The organism is Taibaiella chishuiensis, assembly GCF_003014535.1.
Classification (GTDB): Bacteria; Bacteroidota; Bacteroidia; order Chitinophagales; family Chitinophagaceae; genus Taibaiella; species Taibaiella chishuiensis.
In genome coordinates, this window is record NZ_PYGD01000001.1 from 589,629 (window position 1) to 606,432 (window position 16,804).

Genomic DNA, 16,804 nt, shown 5'->3' on the forward strand with positions numbered 1-16,804 from the left:
TGCTACCCCTCGCTATGGCCGGTATCTGCCTTACCGGCTTTTTTCTTTTTGCGGATATAAACCACCAGGGCAATCGCACCCAATACCACGTAGATAGCGCCTTTTGCCAGCAATTTACGCGTTCTCAGTTCGTTGCCTTTATCCGTAGTTGCCGCAAGGTTTTCATGCGATTGCTGCAATACCCGTTTTATGTTTTCCCGGTCTTTCTGGCGCGCTGCTTCATAAGCGGCGCTATCTTCCTGCGGTGTTCCCCGGCTGGCACGGCCGCCGGCCGTTACCGGCGCATGCGGCGCCTGGCCCTGTACGGTGACGCCCGACAACAAGGTTGCCAGCAATAAGGCCAGGAAGCGATTTATGATTTTCATGGTTAAGGGTTGAAAGGGCTGTTGGGTGTGGGTTATAGGGACTGTAACTGCTTAGGCTTTTTCGATGGTCACATCAATTATTTTATAACTGTAATCGTTGCCGTCTCCTTCTTCTTCCCGCTCTTTCACTTTAGGGATTTTTATAGTCGATGCAGGCGCCCGTTTTTTAGGCCCTTTTGCCAGATAGGTTACCTTACCGGTAATTTTTACTTTATCGGTCAATGCAAGCCTGGTGCCGTTTTTATCATACAAGGCTACATCTGTTTCTTTAAACTCTTTAGCATCGGGTGCCACGTTTATAATAACGGAATTGGCCCCAGTGCCATAGCTAACGATAATGTCCGATACGCTTTCCATACGGGTATTATCCAGCGCCGAACTACAGGTCAGGTTGAGATCGAGGGTTTTCCGGTCTGTACCGCCCCATACCATAAAACTGGTCGACAGGCGGCCTTCGAGCGTCACGGTTTGTCCATCGTACTTATAACTGGTATTGATGTCTTTGGCCACATCCATCGATTTATTGCTGCAGGAGGCGAAGAAGAACGTAAGCGCTGCGATAAACACAGGGATAAGTCTTTTCATGATTATTCGTTTTATGCTTTGTCAAACAAACTTATAACACCGGGGCAAGGTCATCCTGCCAAAATCTTTATCCGCAAGCCCTTTTTCGTTTTTTGCATAGCCATTGTGCGAAAGCGTACGATCTGTAAATACAAAAAAGGACGGCTCCTCCAGGGAGCCGTCCTTGAAAAGCGTATTGCAGAGATATTTATAATTTTACAGACGCAGCATATTCTATTTCCCGCTTTAGTTCTACGGGCGACATCAGGCCTGTAAAACCCCATACCTCTGCACCATCTTTAAGCATAACCATAGTAGGTACCGAGCTGATCTCGAATTCGGCCACGATCTCGGGGCTGGTGTCTATATTAATACGGTGCACGATGATCTGGCCTTTGGCCCGGTCTTCGATCATATCGATCATCGGCGACAAGGCCTTACAAGGCATACACCAGTCTGCATAAAACTGCAGCAATACCGGTTTCTCTTCCCGGCTGAAGTCTTCCAGGTAACTCATATCTTCTCCTGTTTTTATGGATTATTTTTTTATCTTTTTTAAATAACAACTCTGGCACACAAGGCCTTTTCCCAGGTCCTGAAAAAAACCTGCTGCAGACTTGTAATCCACAGGCGAAAAGGCTTCCGGGTTCATAGCTACTATAGCAACCCTGTTACTGTTTACTACTTTTAAAAATCTTCGTCGATCATTTCTTTATTCAAAGCACTGCCGGCCATGGCTCCCGCTGCTACGGCACTGGCTACGGAGCGCATCATGGTGGTACAGTCGCCGGCCGCATAGATGCCCGCTACGGTAGTTTGTTTCATTTCGTTGCTGAACAGGTAACCCAGTTCATCATGTTCGCAGCCCAGCGCTTCGGGTATCGTACAATGCTGGCTAAAGGGAATACGGGCAAATAGTGCATCCTGGGCATAGGTGCTGCCATCCTGCAGGCGTACCGCCGACATATAACCATCCTTATGTTCCAGGGCCGCCAGCGCACCGGGCACTACTTCGATCTGGTGCTCCTTCAGCTTGTCCAGCTGCTCCGCACTGAATTCCGGCGTACCATCGGTAAATATACGCAGGTCTTTACTCCAGTGCTGGATAAGCATAGCCAGGTGGAAGCCCATATCGCCATTGCCCCGTATGGCGAGCCGTTTATGGCTTACTTCATATCCGTGGCAGTAGGGGCAATGTAATACCGAAATGCCCCAACACGCAGCAAAGCCATCAAGCTCAGGCATATGATCGGTTATACCGGTTGCAAATAGTAATTTTCGTGCTATAACCTTTTTGCCACCGGCCGTCGTAGCTTCGAAGCCTTGTTCCTGTTTAACGATACCGGTAACCGTATCGTCGAGCCAGCTTACGGTAGGGTAATGCAATACCTGTTCTTTGCCCAGGGCAGCGATAGCTGCGGGTGTTTCGCCATCGCGTGTAAGGAAGTTATGCGAATGGGGCGTTTGCCGGTTACAGGGTTTACCTGCATCTACAACCAGCACCCGGCGCAGCGAACGGCCCAGGGTCATAGCCGCGGCCAGGCCGGCATAACTGCCGCCGATAATTAATACTTCTATTGTTTCCAGATCATTCATAGCTTGATTTTTTAAATAGGCAAGGCGCCTGAACAGCAGCAAAGCTAAGCAAAATTATTAAAATGCAACTTTGTTGCATTTGGTTTTTATCTTTTATAACGAAAAAAGAAATTATATTTAAGGTTAAGCACGATTTCAACATGCTGATCCGGACCGTTAAACCGCGGTTTAATTTTCACTACCATGAAACAACTCTTATTCCTGCTGCTGCTATCGGGATTCCCAGCCTATAGCCAGGACAACATTGCCGGTATTAAACCGGGACAAAAATTAGCGGTACTTAATGACAGGGCCAGTTTCCTGTTCCCGGCAGGGGCAACCAATACAGCCCGCCAGGCCGATATCATGTCTGCCGCTCCTAATGCGGAACGAGAAACCCGCATCATTACCGACTTCGGCAACAAAAGACTGGTGTTCTTTGCAGAAGAACTATATGCGCGGGCCGGCGATAACCTCGCTGCCGGTTTGCGGGCCAACCTCGCTAAAAAATATACCGTTACCGAAAATAAACGGCCCGATGGCCTGGTTACCGTACTTTGCAGGCCTTTAGCCTACGATTCTACACAAAACGCGATACTGATCTATAGCCTTATCGTAAAAACACCGGATAACCTGGTTTTCCGTATGAATGCCTATATCAATCCCATGGCATTTGCCGACCGGGCTGCATTTCAACAGCTATCGGAACGCGTATTCAACAGCCTGGAAAAAGGTAAAAGAAAGCTAAATACAACAGCACGGAAAGAGAACATCGCTATATTAGGCGGACAGAAAAAATGCACGGTACAATTGCCTGAAGGATATATCGTAAGCCGGGATGCACAGTACGATTTCGAGGTATTGCGCTTCCGGAAGATCAGGGACTATTTCGATACCGGTTGGCAAAGCCTGACGGTTTACCTGGGTCACCATCCTTCCGCCTTTTTCCCGAATTATTCCTTTTCGGAAAACCAGCAGGAAAAAGCTGCGGGACCCTTCCTGGGTAAGGACCGCAACTGGATGTTGTTTAAAAACGAACAGGAGCCGGTATTCGTCAAGGAACAGCAATTCCCGGCCGATGACCTGGAAAAACAGCTCGTGATCCATATCGGCATAGCTGCCGACCAGGTGAAAACCATAGAGGAGCTCAGCGGTATCGTAGCAACAATTAAATTTGCAGATCAGTAAAAACAAAGGACTTATTATATGCCCACGAGGATGATAAAAACAATGGCCTTATTGCTCGGTATAAGCGCCACTACCCTGGCTTCGGCTACAGAAAACAAGCCGGCCCTGGAGATCAAACAGCTTACCGGCGATTTCTACATCTTTACCACCTACCAGGTTTATAACAACCAACCCGTGCCTGCCAATGGTATGTATGTGGTTACGGATAAAGGTGTGGTGATGCTCGACGGCGCCTGGGATCCTACGCAGAACCAACCCCTGCTTGATAGTATCGAAGCCCGCCACCATAAAAAAGTGGTGCTGGAAATAGGTACGCACTACCACAGCGATCGCAGCGGCGCTTTCGACTTTTTGCGGAAAAAAGGGGTGAAAACTTATTCCTCGCTGAAGACACTCGAATTGTGCAAAGAATTTAAAGAACACGAGGCGGAATTCTATTTTACAAAAGATACCACCTTTCATGTGGGCAAATTGGAATTTGAAACCTATTACGCAGGTCCCGGGCATACCAAGGACAATATCGTGATCTGGTTTCCAAAAGCCAAAGTGCTCTACGGCGGATGCCTGATTAAAAGCGCCGATGCTACAGACCTGGGCAATGTACAGGATGCCAACCTGAAGCAATGGCCCGAAACGCTGAAAAAACTACAGCAACGCTTTCCCGAACCGGCTTATATCATACCCGGCCACGGCGACTGGAGCAGCCGCAGGGCCTTGATCCATACGCTGGAATTGCTGCAGCGCGATAAAAGGAACAGGAACGAAACAGGAAAAAAATAATATTTATGCTCTCCGTACGCGAACTCGAACTCCGCGATATACCCGCTATTACCGATTACTGGCTGTTATCCGACAAAGCACACCTGGAGCGAATGGGCGTAAACGTAGAAAAAATGCTGAGCCGGGAAAAATGGGAAAAAATGCTCTCCGAACAATTGCGCCAGGATTATACCAAAAAGAGTTCCTATTGTATGATCTGGGAACTGGATGGAAAAGCCATCGGCCACAGCAACGTGAATATGATCGTATACGGCGACAAGGCCTATATGCATCTCCATATCTGGGATCAAACACTCCGCTTACAGGGCAGGGGGCTCGAACTGGTAAAAATGAGCCTGCCGTATTTTTTTAAAAACCTGGAGCTGAAAGAGATCTATTGCGAACCCAATGCCTTGAACGAGGCGCCCAATAAGACTTTGGAGCGGGTTGGCTTTACCCTGGTAAAAGAATATACAACCAAACCCGGCTACTTGAGCGACGAACAGCCGGTAAAGCTCTGGCGGCTCGGTTTGGCCGAATTCAATGAATTATATTAATATATAATTTTATTTAATATAATAAATTTACTACCCGATATCGGCCTGCACACATACCCAGAGCAACAAACCGGAGCTGAGCAGGGTAATACCGGTATACACCAGGAAAAGGGTTAGAAAGGAACGGAGATTCTTGCGGGCATGAATAAAAGCCAGCACAGCATTTATCGATAAAAACGATAAAATAAGTACCGTTTTACTGTAATTATGGCAAAGGTCGGCTATCAGGAACACCAGGGGGATAATGAAAAAAATACCCCAAAAAGCACCGATTATCGCTATTTTTTGCTGTTTTACTATCGTTTTTGCCCTATAAATCATCTATTTTCAGTTGTTTCGGTTAAAATGCTTCCCTCTTGATTAACTGCTAAACAGGCCTTTTTAGTATATTACTTTCTATTTTCTTTGAAAGGGAAATACAAAAACCGGCTATTTTCCAACTACATTTTAGCAAGTTTTTTTGTAAAAGAAAAATAAGATGAAAACAAGTGGAACCCGATGCTTTTCATTAGTCAAAAAAGTTCATTTTTTTGAGCCGATTTTCAATCATTCATAGCTCTGCTTTCCAAACGAATTCCAACTTTTTTAAAAGGCTCCTATTTGTTTTTCAGGCATAATGGCACCCTTTTGTGGAAGTAAGAAAAACACAGGGATAACCTGGAATTGCAGGATGGCTTAATTTAAAAAATTGGAGAGATTAAAAAATCGCAGTTTCTATAAAACCCTTTTTTTATTTTGAACAGGGCAGTAGTCCCGGCTTTTGGTAAAACAGCTGGTGTTCCGTTTTTCGATTTCCAGGAAAATCACATTTCTGGAAAAATAGAATTTTCAGAATCTCATAAAAAAGCCGTAGTGCAAAAATGCAACTACGGCTTTTTTAAAAATATATTTTTTTCCTACCTGCCCATATAGACCAGGAGAATTTGCACATCGCTCGGGTTAACGCCCGAAATCCGGCTGGCCTGTCCTAAAGTGTGCGGACGGATGCGGGTCAGTTTCTGCCGGGCTTCGGTACTGAGTGCCTGCAGTTTTTCATAATTAAAATTATCCGGAATTTTAAGATCTTCCATGGCACTCATTTTTTGTACCATTTCTTTTTCCTTTTCGATATAGGTATCGTACTTGATCTGGATCTCAACCTGCTCTAAATCCTCCTTTTTAAAGCCGCCCAGTTTTTCCTGTAGTGAGGGCAGGGCCAGGATCATTTCTTCCAGCGTAATGTCGGGTCTTAAGAGCAATTTTTGCACTTTTTGACGCTCTTTTATGGTCGAAATGCCCTTATTTTCTAAAAATGTATTGATTTCAGCAGGCTCTACCGGTAATTCGGCCAAAAGTTTCTTCAAACCGGTAACAGCTTCTTTTTTCTGGTTCAGCCGCTGCATCCTTTCTTCAGAAGCAAGACCCATACCATAACTGATTTCTGTAAGCCGGAGATCGGCATTATCCTGGCGCATCAAAGTCCGGAATTCGGCGCGACTGGTAAACATCCGGTAGGGTTCGTCGGTACCTTTATTGATCAGGTCGTCGATCAGTACGCCGATATAGGCATCATTTCTTTTGAGTACAAATGGATCTTTACCCTGTACGTTCTGGTGTGCATTGATACCAGCGATCAATCCCTGGCAGGCAGCCTCTTCATAACCTGTAGTTCCGTTGATCTGTCCGGCGAAGAAAAGATTTTTGATCAGTTTAGTTTCGAGCGTAAACTGCAATTGGGTTGGTGGAAAATAGTCGTATTCGATCGCATAACCCGGACGGAAAAACTTACAGTTTTCGAAACCCGGCACCAGGCGCAGGGCATTGTACTGTACCTCTTCGGGCAGGGAAGTGCTAAAACCATTCACATAAATCTCTACCGTATTCCAACCTTCGGGTTCTACAAATAACTGGTGACGGTCTTTATCTGCAAAACGGTTGATCTTATCTTCGATACTCGGGCAATACCTTGGACCACTACCTTGTATCCGGCCCTGGTACATGGGCGACTTATCGAATCCGGTGCGCAACATATCGTGCACCTGCTCGGAGGTATAAGTAATCCAGCAATGACGTTGTTCCTTTGGTTGTATCCGGTTTACATCAGCATAAGAGAAACCGACAATCTCTTCATCTCCATCCTGGATCTCCATTTTAGAATAATCGAGGCTTCTGCCATCTATACGGGGTGGGGTGCCGGTCTTCAAACGGTCGCTTTCAAAGCCATGTTCAACCAATTGTTCGGTAATACCGGTCGCTCCTTTTTCGCCCATACGGCCTCCGCCAAACTGTTTTTCGCCCACGTGGATCACGCCATTCAGGAAGGTACCATTGGTCAGTACTACAGCTTTTGCCCTTATTTCCTGGCCCATACCGGTTACTATTCCTTCTATTGTTCCACGTGAAACAATCAGTCCTTTAACCATATCCTGCCAGAAATCCAGGTTAGGCGTTTGCTCCAGCATCTCTCGCCAGGTAGTAGCGAACACCATACGGTCGTTTTGGGTACGCGGGCTCCACATGGCAGGTCCTTTACTCTTATTGAGCATACGGAACTGGATCATGCTTTTATCGCTTACGATACCACTGTAGCCGCCCATGGCATCGATTTCTCTTACAATCTGGCCCTTACCGATACCACCCATAGCCGGGTTACAGCTCATCTGGGCGATGGTCTGCATATTCATCGTAACCAATAATACTTTACTACCCATATTCGCAGCAGCGGCAGCAGCTTCGCAACCTGCATGCCCGGCGCCTACAACAATTACATCATATTCAGGAAACATCTTTATTCGCTTATGTATTATGAAGAAGGGCACAAAGGTACAAAAGAAAAAGGATAGGGCAGGGCCGGCTATGGACCTATAGCCGTACACTGGAGGCACAATTTAACGATACGTACAGCGTTATAAAGCCATGAAAACCCTAAGCATCCTAATCAAAACAGCAGGCCTTTTCCCGCTCCTCCTCTTCACCGGGACCATCCATGCACAATCCTCGTTAGCCTGTTACTCTTCTGCACCCAAAAAGATTGATTGGTCCATTGGATTCCGCACCGGTATAAGCCGGGAATACGACCACACCTATAGTATTGACGACCTGCCTAACAAATACCTAAGCTGGAACCAACAGGTATTTATACAAAACCATTTAAGTAAAAACCTCGTACTGGAATTCCAAACCACGCATCAGAACTATAGCAACGACTATATCCATAACGTAAGCAGCCCGGATAAAAAGTACAGTATGGCGCTTAGAAAGAGCCACCGCTTACACAACAACATCTTGCTTAGCTACTATATGTATACCGATACGGAAGAAAAGATACGACTGGGTCTTGGGGTGGGAATGGGTGTACTAACAAGTTTTGATAAGACAATGGAACACTACACCCTTAATACCGGGGAGGCAAAAGAGGTAAATCATGCCGCCATTTTGGTCAGTGCACCCAATCTCATCATAGCCATGACCAGTATCTGCCAACTCAAAAAGGACATCTACAGCACTGTACAATTCAATTATTCCAACAACCCCAATATTACCCTCGAACATCTTACCGTAAACATCGGTCTGGAATACTGGTTCTAAGCGCCAGGGTGTAGCGCCTACCCCGCTACGCAGAACAAAGAACGTTTCACGTGAAACATCACTCCATAGCGTTACAACAAAGGAGTAATACGCCCCAAAACACACACCATCTCAAGTTTAAAGAAAGACAAACACACTTCTACCCTGGCATAAGTTTGTGCCAGCATCGCGCCAGGGGTAGCAACAAACACTACACAGTCATTTTGGGTACATATCCAGATCCTTTGCTCGTATTGAGGACCCGGAACTGGGAGGTTCTTCTATCACTTACAACACCGTTGCAACCATCCATAACACCAATTTCCATAACAATCCGACCCCAGACAGTACCTGCCATAGCGATAGTTAATACGCTCAAGCAACACAGAACCCCGTAAATACAAGCAATTAAATAATACCCCTAGCGTTATACAGGCATGAAAACCTATCCCCTCACCATACTATCTGGTGTATTAATAAGCTTATCTACACTATACACCTCTCCCGGCAACGCGCAATCCTCGCTGGCCTGCTATTCATCCCAACCCAAAAACCTGACCTGGGCTATAGGTATACGCACAGGTATAGCCGCGGAGTACGACCGCAGTTATTCGACCAACAATGAAAGCAGGCGACTGGATCAGAGTCAGCAAGTCTTCTTACAAAGCTACCTTAGCAAGCACTTTGTATTGGAATTGCATAGCCTACGTCAAACTTCAACGAAGGACAACCGCTCCTTTATAAGCCAGCCCGGACGGCATTATAGTCTGGCTACACGTAAAAGCCAGCATCTCCATAACAATATATCACTCAATTACCTGTTACCAGCATTTAACGAACGGGTCCAATTCGGGATGGGATTAGGTGCAGGCTTCCTGGCCAGCTTCGATCAGGTGCGGGAGATCTATACTACAACCGCATCCACCGAACCTATTGAGAACCATTCAAACGCTTTCCATGCAGATGCACCCAACCTAATATTCAACATCAGCAGCAATTTTAAAATCAATCGTAACCTATTCGCTAGCGCCCAGGCGCTCTATTCAAACAATCCTACTACAGAACTGGAGCATATTACTTTTAATATTGGGGTAGGATACTACTTCTATTAAAGCAATACCATAAATAAGAAACACCGTAAGAGATACCTAATCACACTAAATCATCCTGGATGTTCCACGTGAAACATATTCCAAGTGTGGTTAACAAAGATCAAAACAGATGCGATCAAGAATGTTCCACGTGAAACATCTCCACAAATAACACATCAAGCAGCAACCCAACTCCTAATCAAATCTTCAAAGCAGAAGAAGCAACCTACTGGACCATCGAAACTATCCGGAGCTCAAACCGGTATAGTCGGCATATATAAAAGGAGTAAGTTCCACGTGGAACATTATTATCAAGTTCGGCAAGTAAGCCTTAAAGCATTCTGACTTTAACAACACCTAACCTGAGAAGTAAGCCGCGCAGGTATAAACTAGTCGTCTGGAGGAGGAGGAATATAATTAAACCCTATGGCCGTAATCTATAGACAGTGATTATACCACTTGATGTATATCGTTCCACGTGGAACATAAACAAGGTAGCAGAGTCAGAGTACTTCGTTATTAAACAGTCCAGGAGTTAAAGCATTGAACGAAACAAATCAGGCCGACTAAGATAGACACCTGCACCCGGTGAACTAATATCGGCACAAACCAGTCCAGGTGTTTTTATAGACTACAACTCATCTAGCGTCAACAACCCCACTTCCTTTCATGGACCAGAAGCGGAACCAAAACATCACGCGCTGAGCATGCGAACATCTCTACAGAAACCCAGGCCGAACCATACCGCGGTACAAAGGGTAGGGTAGCCTATAGGATACAAGCAAAAACAGGTAACAGTAATGTAGATCAGAAGGTAGCTTAAGTTGGGGCTGATAAATATGGGCGACCATATAGCCGTGCCCAAAGGTGCCAGAACTTCTAAGTGTACAGGCGAGTGATGGGTCTGATCTGTTCATCTATTCCTGCGGACAGCAACAATTTAAGTTTCAAGAAATCAAGCAAAGAGCATACCGCTGCCCGGAATAGAGATACCTTGAGAATCCGTATCGCTCCCGGTCGGCATAGGTCAACAATCTTCAATAGCCCTGAATAGGCAATATGCCAATGGTGAATAAAGCGATAGGGACGCGGCTGCCACCTACTAAATATCCTGGCACACTCAGCAAATTCAACCAGGCCAGGTCACACAGATATAATCCGATACAATACTACTATTGAGGCCAGGAGGGGTGGCCCTAAAGATTATTTAGTTACCTTTGCAGACCAAAAAAGGAATATTAAAAATGTCTTCTGCCCTTGATAATTTTGATCCCAACTCACCGGGATTAAAATCAAACAACATCTTCGGACTTCCGTTCAGTGAAGAAGAATCCAAGCTCATTATTATACCCGTACCCTGGGAAGTAACGGTAAGCTACCGGCCCGGAACCTCGAGGGGACCGGAAGAAGTATTCGACGCTTCCATGCAGGTTGACCTCTACGACCCCGATGCTGTAGACGCCTGGAAGAAAGGTATCCACATGCTGCCGATCGATAAAAACATCCGTGCTAAAAGCGATTACCTCCGGGGTTGTGCCGAACTCATTATCGGTTGCCTCTCTGACGGTAACCCGATCAACTGCAGTAACCAGCTCATCACCAAACTGGCCGAAGTAAACGAAGGCGGTAAAATGATGCACGACTGGATCCACGAGCTCAGCGCCCGTTACCTGAAGGAAGGAAAAAAAGTTGCCCTGCTTGGTGGCGACCACAGTACACCACTGGGTTATATAAAAGCACTCGGCGGACAATACGAATCTTTCGGTATCCTGCAGATCGATGCTCACGCCGACCTTCGCGAAGCCTATGAAGGATTCCGGTATTCGCACGCCTCGATCATGTTCAATGTGCTGAAAGAAATTCCACAGGTCAGCAAACTGGTACAAGTAGGCATCCGCGATTATTGCGACGAAGAGCTGGAGATCATTACCCGAGAAAAAGAAAGGGTTACCACCTTCTTCGATAAAAACATTAAAGAACAACTGTACGAAGGCAAAACCTGGAAAGACATCTGCGACGAGATCGTAACCACACTACCGCAGCATGTATACATCAGTTTCGATATCGACGGTCTCGATCCCAAACTTTGTCCGAATACCGGCACACCGGTTCCCGGCGGTTTCGAACTCGAACAGGTATTCTACCTGTTTAATAAAGTAAGGGCAGCGGGTAAAAAGATCGTCGGTTTCGACCTGAATGAAATTTCATCAGGTTCGCATGGCCAGGATTGTATCGACCCGATCGTAGGCGCAAGGGCTTTGTACAAACTCTGTAACTATATGCTCGCCGACGCTTAAACAAACAACAGCTATTTTTTAATGAAACTTATGGATTTGAGCAACAGCACACAAGCACAGGAAATAAACTATACCCTGCCTGTAGAAGGCAGCCGCGTAAAAAGAAACCAGGTAACCGGCATGCACCTTATGGCAGGATTGCTCCTGGTCGTAATGGGCTTACTTACCTGGGCAGTACCCAACCAGGTAAAACAGGCAGAGTTTGCCTTCCTTAACCAGGCCGGTATTGCCTATGCCATTTTCGGTGTACTGCTGCTGATCATTACTATATTTTTCAATAAGAAAATAGTGCAGACAAAAGCGGGCCTGGTTTTGCGCATTATAGAAATACTGGCGCTATTGCCTATTTTTATTTATGCCCTGCAAAATAAATGGTACCTGCCGGCAACCTATTCCGGTGCAACTTTAGCCGGTATTTTGTTTGCCTATTTCTGGGAAAAAAGCGGTACGAAACCAAGGTATATTTTCATCGATAAAAACGGCATCAATTTACAACAGTTTGCCGGCAGCAAAAAAATAGCCTGGCCCGATGTAACACGGGTGTTGCTCCGTCACCATATCCTGACGATCGACTGCCGCGACAACCGGCTGATGCAGTACAAAGTATTGCCGGAACAGCTGAGCATCGAAAAAGAAAGTTTCGAGCAAAATTGTGCCCAATTGATCCGGGACCATGAACACCTGCACCAGAAAGACTGGTAACAATTACGGTATAACCGCTTAACAATAACATATTACAAAAGGCAGACAAATACCGTCTGCCTTTTTCACATATATGCAGCAATTTTATTTAATTTTGCATTTCTATTGAAAAAGTGTTATCTTAGGTTTAGATTAGTTAATTAAATATTTTTCATATATGACATTTAACCCCACCAGCATTTTAGAAGAACTGAACGCCAACACGCTGAAACTTGCCAAAGGTTACGAAACCCTGCAGGGCATAAAATCGGTAGAAGTAGCTACTACACCTAAAGAACTGGTGTGGCAGCGCGATAAAGTAAAATTGTATCACTACCTGCGCGATACACCGGCCAAAAGTAAAATCCCCGTACTCGTTTCGTTCGCCATGCTGAACCGCCACGACGTACTGGATCTGCAACCCGATCGCAGCCTGATGAAAAAGCTGATCGAAGAAGGACTGGATATCTATATCATGGATTGGGGATATCCTACCCAGGCCGATAAGTACCTGACCATGGAAGACTATATCGACGGGTATATGAATGATGCGGTAGACTTTATACGCCGCAAACATAAAATACCAAAGATCCACAAACAAGGCATCTGCCAGGCAGGTACCTATTCTATGATCTATGCCAGCCGATACCCCGGAAAGCTGCAGACCCTGACTACCTATGTTGCCCCGTTCGACTTTGGGGATAACGACAATATGCTGTACAAATGGGCAAAACACATCGATGTAGATGCCATGGTGGATAATGTCGGTACGATATCCGGTGAAATGATCGATTCTGCATTCAGCATGCTGAAACCTTCGATGAATATCAGCAAATACATCGGTGTAATGGATTCGCTGGAAGACGAAGAGAAACTGCTCAATTTCCTGCGTATGGAACACTGGAAATCAGACCTGCCTGCTATTGCCGGCGAAATGTACCGCAAGTATATCAAAGACCTCTTCCGCGACAACCTGCTGATCAAAGGTAAACTGGAACTGGGCGGTAAGCTCGTAGACCTGAAAAATATGACGGTACCTTACCTGAATATCTATGCTACCAGTGATAACATTATCCCCAACGAAAGCACCAAAGCCGTAATGAACGTGATCGGTTCGAAAGACAAACAGGAAATACCTTTCCCCGGTGGTCATATCGGTGTATTCGTAGGTGGAAAATCGCAGAAAGAACTGGCGCCTGCAGTAGCCAAGTGGACTGTAGAAAGAAGTAAATAACCGTAATACACAAGGTTATCCACATAGGGTGCATCATTCGTGGTGCACCTTCTTTTTTTACCGGGGCAAAAAGAAGAACAAAGATCGTTTATACCCGGTCCCGTATTAAGTCAGTGTTAACAGCTATCCCGGCTTTATCCACAATAAACGGGAATAACTGCTTAATTTTCACTTAGTTTCTGCAAGTCCCCGATTTGAAAATTTCTGCCGGGTTTTTATACACAATAAGATGTCAAAAGTTGTTGGGAAACCGTTAAAAGGGAAGAACAAGTCGTGTACAGAATCGGAAAAATTTTGTGACGGCGTTTTGATAATAATTTGTTCACGCAGATTTCATACTTCGTTTATAGGATATCCATATTTCACAGGGATAAACTTATTCTTCCCCGAAGTTATTCCACGAAATGGGATAACCCCTGAAAGCCCAGTAAAATCAATACTTTCCTAAAATAATATCCTGTGGATAAACTGGGAGCTATAACAAGAACCGTAAAAACAACTGTGTATTTCAAAAAGTTATCCGCATATCCACACTCCTAATAATAGTAAGTCTTTTTTTAAAAAAGAATAATTTACTAATACTACCGATGTTGAAATCCTCAGTTGCCGAAAAAAAACGATTTGATTTTTAAAAGCCCAAAAGCCCCTACTTTTGAATCCATGTTCAGCGCCCCGCAAAATATCGTTCGTGTACAACAGCTCCGCATCAGCTTCCCGGGCAACCCGCCTTTCGAAGCCGTACAGGACGTTTCGTTCGAGATCGGGGCCGGCCGTACGCTGGCCCTCGTAGGCCAGTCGGGATCCGGTAAGTCGCTGACATCGCTGGCCTTAATGGGCCTGTTGCCCGCAAAAGCCGTTGTAAGCGGTATGGTAAGCCTGCCTGGCAGTGCCGATAACCTGCTGGAGCGCGATGCGGCCGGCTGGCAGCAGGTACGTGGCAGGCAGGTGGGCATGATCTTCCAGGAGCCCATGAGCGCCCTGAACCCCGTTAAGACCTGTGGCGCCCAGCTGGTGGAAAGTATCCGTACGCATAGCGACATGTCGCTCAAACAGGCGCAGGACGAGGCTTTGGCATGGTTTAAACGCGTAAAGCTGCCCCGGCCCGAGACTTTGCTGCAACGTTATCCACACCAGCTGTCCGGCGGACAAAAACAGCGGGTAATGATCGCGATGGCCATGTGCCATCACCCGGCGCTGCTCATTGCCGACGAGCCCACTACAGCGCTTGATGTGACTGTACAGCTGGAAATCATAGCGCTGATGCAGGAGCTGCAGCAGGCATACGGCACCGCCATCCTGTTTATAACCCACGACCTGGCTTTGGCCCGTACTATTGCCGATGCCTTCCTGGTGCTCGAAAAAGGAAAAGTGGTAAGCGGTACACCGGGTTATCCACATTTCCCGGAAGCCGGGCCTGCCTATGCACATCAACAGGAAGTGCCTTTATTAAAAGTCGACCAGTTAAAAGTGTATTATCCCGAAGCGGTGAATTGGCTGGGGAAAACTACCCGTTCGTTTAAAGCGGTGGATAATGTGAGTTTCGATTTATACAAAGGCGAAACCCTGGGCCTGGTCGGAGAGTCGGGATGTGGAAAAAGTACACTGAGTAAAAGTATACTGGGTCTGCAGCAGGTTACTTCGGGCGCCATTTTTTTCGAGGGTAAGGATATAACGGCGTATAACCGCGAACAGTGGCGCCTGCTGCGGCGCGATATACAGATCATATTCCAGGACCCCTATGCATCGCTGAACCCAAGAATCAGGACGGGCGATGCCCTGGCCGAGCCGATAACCGTACATGGCCTGGCCCGGGGTAAAGATGTGGATAAGATGGTGAATAACCTGTTGGAAATGGTGCAACTGCCCCAGGCTTCGCGGCACAAGTACCCGCACGAATTCAGCGGCGGCCAGCGGCAACGTATCTGTATAGCCCGGGCATTAGCCGTTCAGCCTAAACTGGTTATCTGCGACGAGAGCGTATCGGCGCTCGATATCCGCATCCAGGCGCAGATCCTGGAGTTATTAACATCGCTGCAGCAACAGCAGCAACTCACCTACCTGTTTATAACCCACGACCTCAATGTGGTAAAAAGCATCAGTAACCGGCTGATGGTGATGGAGCAGGGGCGTATCGTAGAAAGCGGTCCTACGGCGGAGGTAATGCAGCAACCCCGCGAGGCCTATACCCGTAAACTACTGGCGGCGGTGCCCCATTGATATTTTCCGGCAGGGTTATCCACAGCTTTTTTACAATTTTACCTGACTCCTTATTAAATTGTACTAATTCTTTGATAAGAAAAAACCGCTCAACTGAGCGGTTTTTTTAAAATCTTAAAAAGATTTTGGTGGATTCGTTTCAAAAAATTATACTTGTTGAAAGCTCGGCTTACTTACACAATGTGTAGAAAAATTTAGAAACGTGTTTTTATTTAAGTTAAAAATATAGCGACATTTGTAAAAAAAAATCCTGCGGTATATTTCTACCCACAGGATCATTTTCTTGAATTTACTTCGACGGCTTGGTGGTCAAGATTCCCCAAAAAACCTATGACTTAATGATTTTTCTATGTGGATCACTAAGTCGAGAGTCTCAAAGGGATGTAAAATCCTAGAGACCGCGGTTAATTTAGTAGTTATTCTACTTCCTATTTTGGGATTTCGCTTGTCTACAGAGTTGCAGCTCTGGCTACAAGTTTTTAGAATCTTCCTTAGGGCAGTAAGAATAATTATTCATTAATCGTTCGAAGCCGGAACCCTCTAAAGAAAACAATAGAGGTAATCCCAAATTCAATTTTGTTTTCAACTCAGTCGCCTATTCTTGGGCGACTTCCCTTTTTATCTTATTAATTAGATAACATTATAAGAGATAAACAACTTACGAGATAAGCGTCACAAAGTACTTCATTAAGTACCTATGCAAAGGTATATCGCCTACTTAAATTTACCA

Annotated in this window: 15 protein-coding genes; 9 read left to right on the plus strand and 6 right to left on the minus strand. The window is 45.8% G+C overall.

From position 1 onward, the window contains the following. Nucleotides 1–2 precede the first annotated feature (2 nt). The 4 genes from B0I18_RS02520 to B0I18_RS02535 form a co-directional block, all read right to left on the minus strand. A complete protein-coding gene (locus B0I18_RS02520; RefSeq protein ID WP_106521065.1) occupies nt 3–365 on the minus strand; it encodes a hypothetical protein in 363 nt (120 codons plus the stop codon). Nucleotides 366–416: 51 nt separating this feature from the next. Beyond that, nucleotides 417–950 carry a hypothetical protein gene (locus tag B0I18_RS02525; RefSeq protein WP_106521066.1) on the minus strand — a complete coding sequence of 178 codons (534 nt, stop codon included), beginning with the start codon at nt 948–950 and terminating at the stop codon, nt 417–419. 187 nt (nt 951–1,137) lie between these two features. Continuing rightward, on the minus strand, nt 1,138–1,446 hold the full coding sequence (locus B0I18_RS02530; protein WP_106521067.1) for a thioredoxin family protein: 309 nt from the start codon (nt 1,444–1,446) through the stop codon (nt 1,138–1,140). A gap of 170 nt (nt 1,447–1,616) precedes the next feature. Continuing rightward, complete coding sequence (locus B0I18_RS02535) at nt 1,617–2,525, minus strand: NAD(P)/FAD-dependent oxidoreductase (RefSeq protein ID WP_106521068.1); 909 nt, start codon at nt 2,523–2,525, stop codon at nt 1,617–1,619. 183 nt (nt 2,526–2,708) lie between these two features. Between B0I18_RS02535 and B0I18_RS02540 the strand changes: the two genes are divergently transcribed. From B0I18_RS02540 to B0I18_RS02550, 3 genes are read left to right on the plus strand one after another with little or no spacing between them, the layout of a single operon-like run. Then, nucleotides 2,709–3,692, plus strand: coding sequence for a hypothetical protein (locus B0I18_RS02540; RefSeq protein ID WP_106521069.1), 984 nt, complete (start codon nt 2,709–2,711; stop codon nt 3,690–3,692). 30 nt (nt 3,693–3,722) lie between these two features. Continuing rightward, nucleotides 3,723–4,472, plus strand: coding sequence for a BlaB/IND/MUS family subclass B1 metallo-beta-lactamase (bla, locus tag B0I18_RS02545; RefSeq protein WP_106521070.1), 750 nt, complete (start codon nt 3,723–3,725; stop codon nt 4,470–4,472). Nucleotides 4,473–4,477: 5 nt separating this feature from the next. Then, nucleotides 4,478–5,008, plus strand: coding sequence for a GNAT family N-acetyltransferase (locus tag B0I18_RS02550; protein WP_219905899.1), 531 nt, complete (start codon nt 4,478–4,480; stop codon nt 5,006–5,008). A gap of 30 nt (nt 5,009–5,038) precedes the next feature. Here the strand turns inward: B0I18_RS02550 and B0I18_RS02555 are convergent, their stop codons facing one another. Both B0I18_RS02555 and mnmG read right to left on the minus strand, forming a co-directional pair. Further along, a complete protein-coding gene (locus B0I18_RS02555; RefSeq protein WP_106521072.1) occupies nt 5,039–5,329 on the minus strand; it encodes a hypothetical protein in 291 nt (96 codons plus the stop codon). Nucleotides 5,330–5,904: 575 nt separating this feature from the next. Then, the gene (mnmG, locus tag B0I18_RS02560; protein WP_106521073.1) at nt 5,905–7,773 is read right to left on the minus strand and encodes a tRNA uridine-5-carboxymethylaminomethyl(34) synthesis enzyme MnmG; all 1,869 of its coding nucleotides are present in this window, start codon (nt 7,771–7,773) and stop codon (nt 5,905–5,907) included. A 130-nt stretch (nt 7,774–7,903) separates the two neighbouring features. Between mnmG and B0I18_RS02565 the strand changes: the two genes are divergently transcribed. The 6 genes from B0I18_RS02565 (at nt 7,904) to B0I18_RS02590 (ending at nt 16,074) form a co-directional block, all read left to right on the plus strand. Further along, on the plus strand, nt 7,904–8,575 hold the full coding sequence (locus B0I18_RS02565; protein WP_106521074.1) for a hypothetical protein: 672 nt from the start codon (nt 7,904–7,906) through the stop codon (nt 8,573–8,575). A 416-nt stretch (nt 8,576–8,991) separates the two neighbouring features. Beyond that, the gene (locus tag B0I18_RS24895) at nt 8,992–9,666 is read left to right on the plus strand and encodes a hypothetical protein (protein WP_146146632.1); all 675 of its coding nucleotides are present in this window, start codon (nt 8,992–8,994) and stop codon (nt 9,664–9,666) included. 1,223 nt (nt 9,667–10,889) lie between these two features. After that, the gene (locus B0I18_RS02575) at nt 10,890–11,942 is read left to right on the plus strand and encodes an agmatinase family protein (RefSeq protein ID WP_106521076.1); all 1,053 of its coding nucleotides are present in this window, start codon (nt 10,890–10,892) and stop codon (nt 11,940–11,942) included. A gap of 21 nt (nt 11,943–11,963) precedes the next feature. Next, the gene (locus B0I18_RS02580; RefSeq protein ID WP_106521077.1) at nt 11,964–12,644 is read left to right on the plus strand and encodes a hypothetical protein; all 681 of its coding nucleotides are present in this window, start codon (nt 11,964–11,966) and stop codon (nt 12,642–12,644) included. A 157-nt stretch (nt 12,645–12,801) separates the two neighbouring features. Continuing rightward, on the plus strand, nt 12,802–13,857 hold the full coding sequence (gene phaC / locus B0I18_RS02585) for a class III poly(R)-hydroxyalkanoic acid synthase subunit PhaC (RefSeq protein ID WP_106521078.1): 1,056 nt from the start codon (nt 12,802–12,804) through the stop codon (nt 13,855–13,857). A gap of 621 nt (nt 13,858–14,478) precedes the next feature. Continuing rightward, nucleotides 14,479–16,074 (plus strand): dipeptide ABC transporter ATP-binding protein, encoded by a 1,596-nt coding sequence (locus B0I18_RS02590; protein ID WP_245882033.1) that lies wholly within the window; start codon nt 14,479–14,481, stop codon nt 16,072–16,074. Nucleotides 16,075–16,804 lie beyond the last annotated feature (730 nt).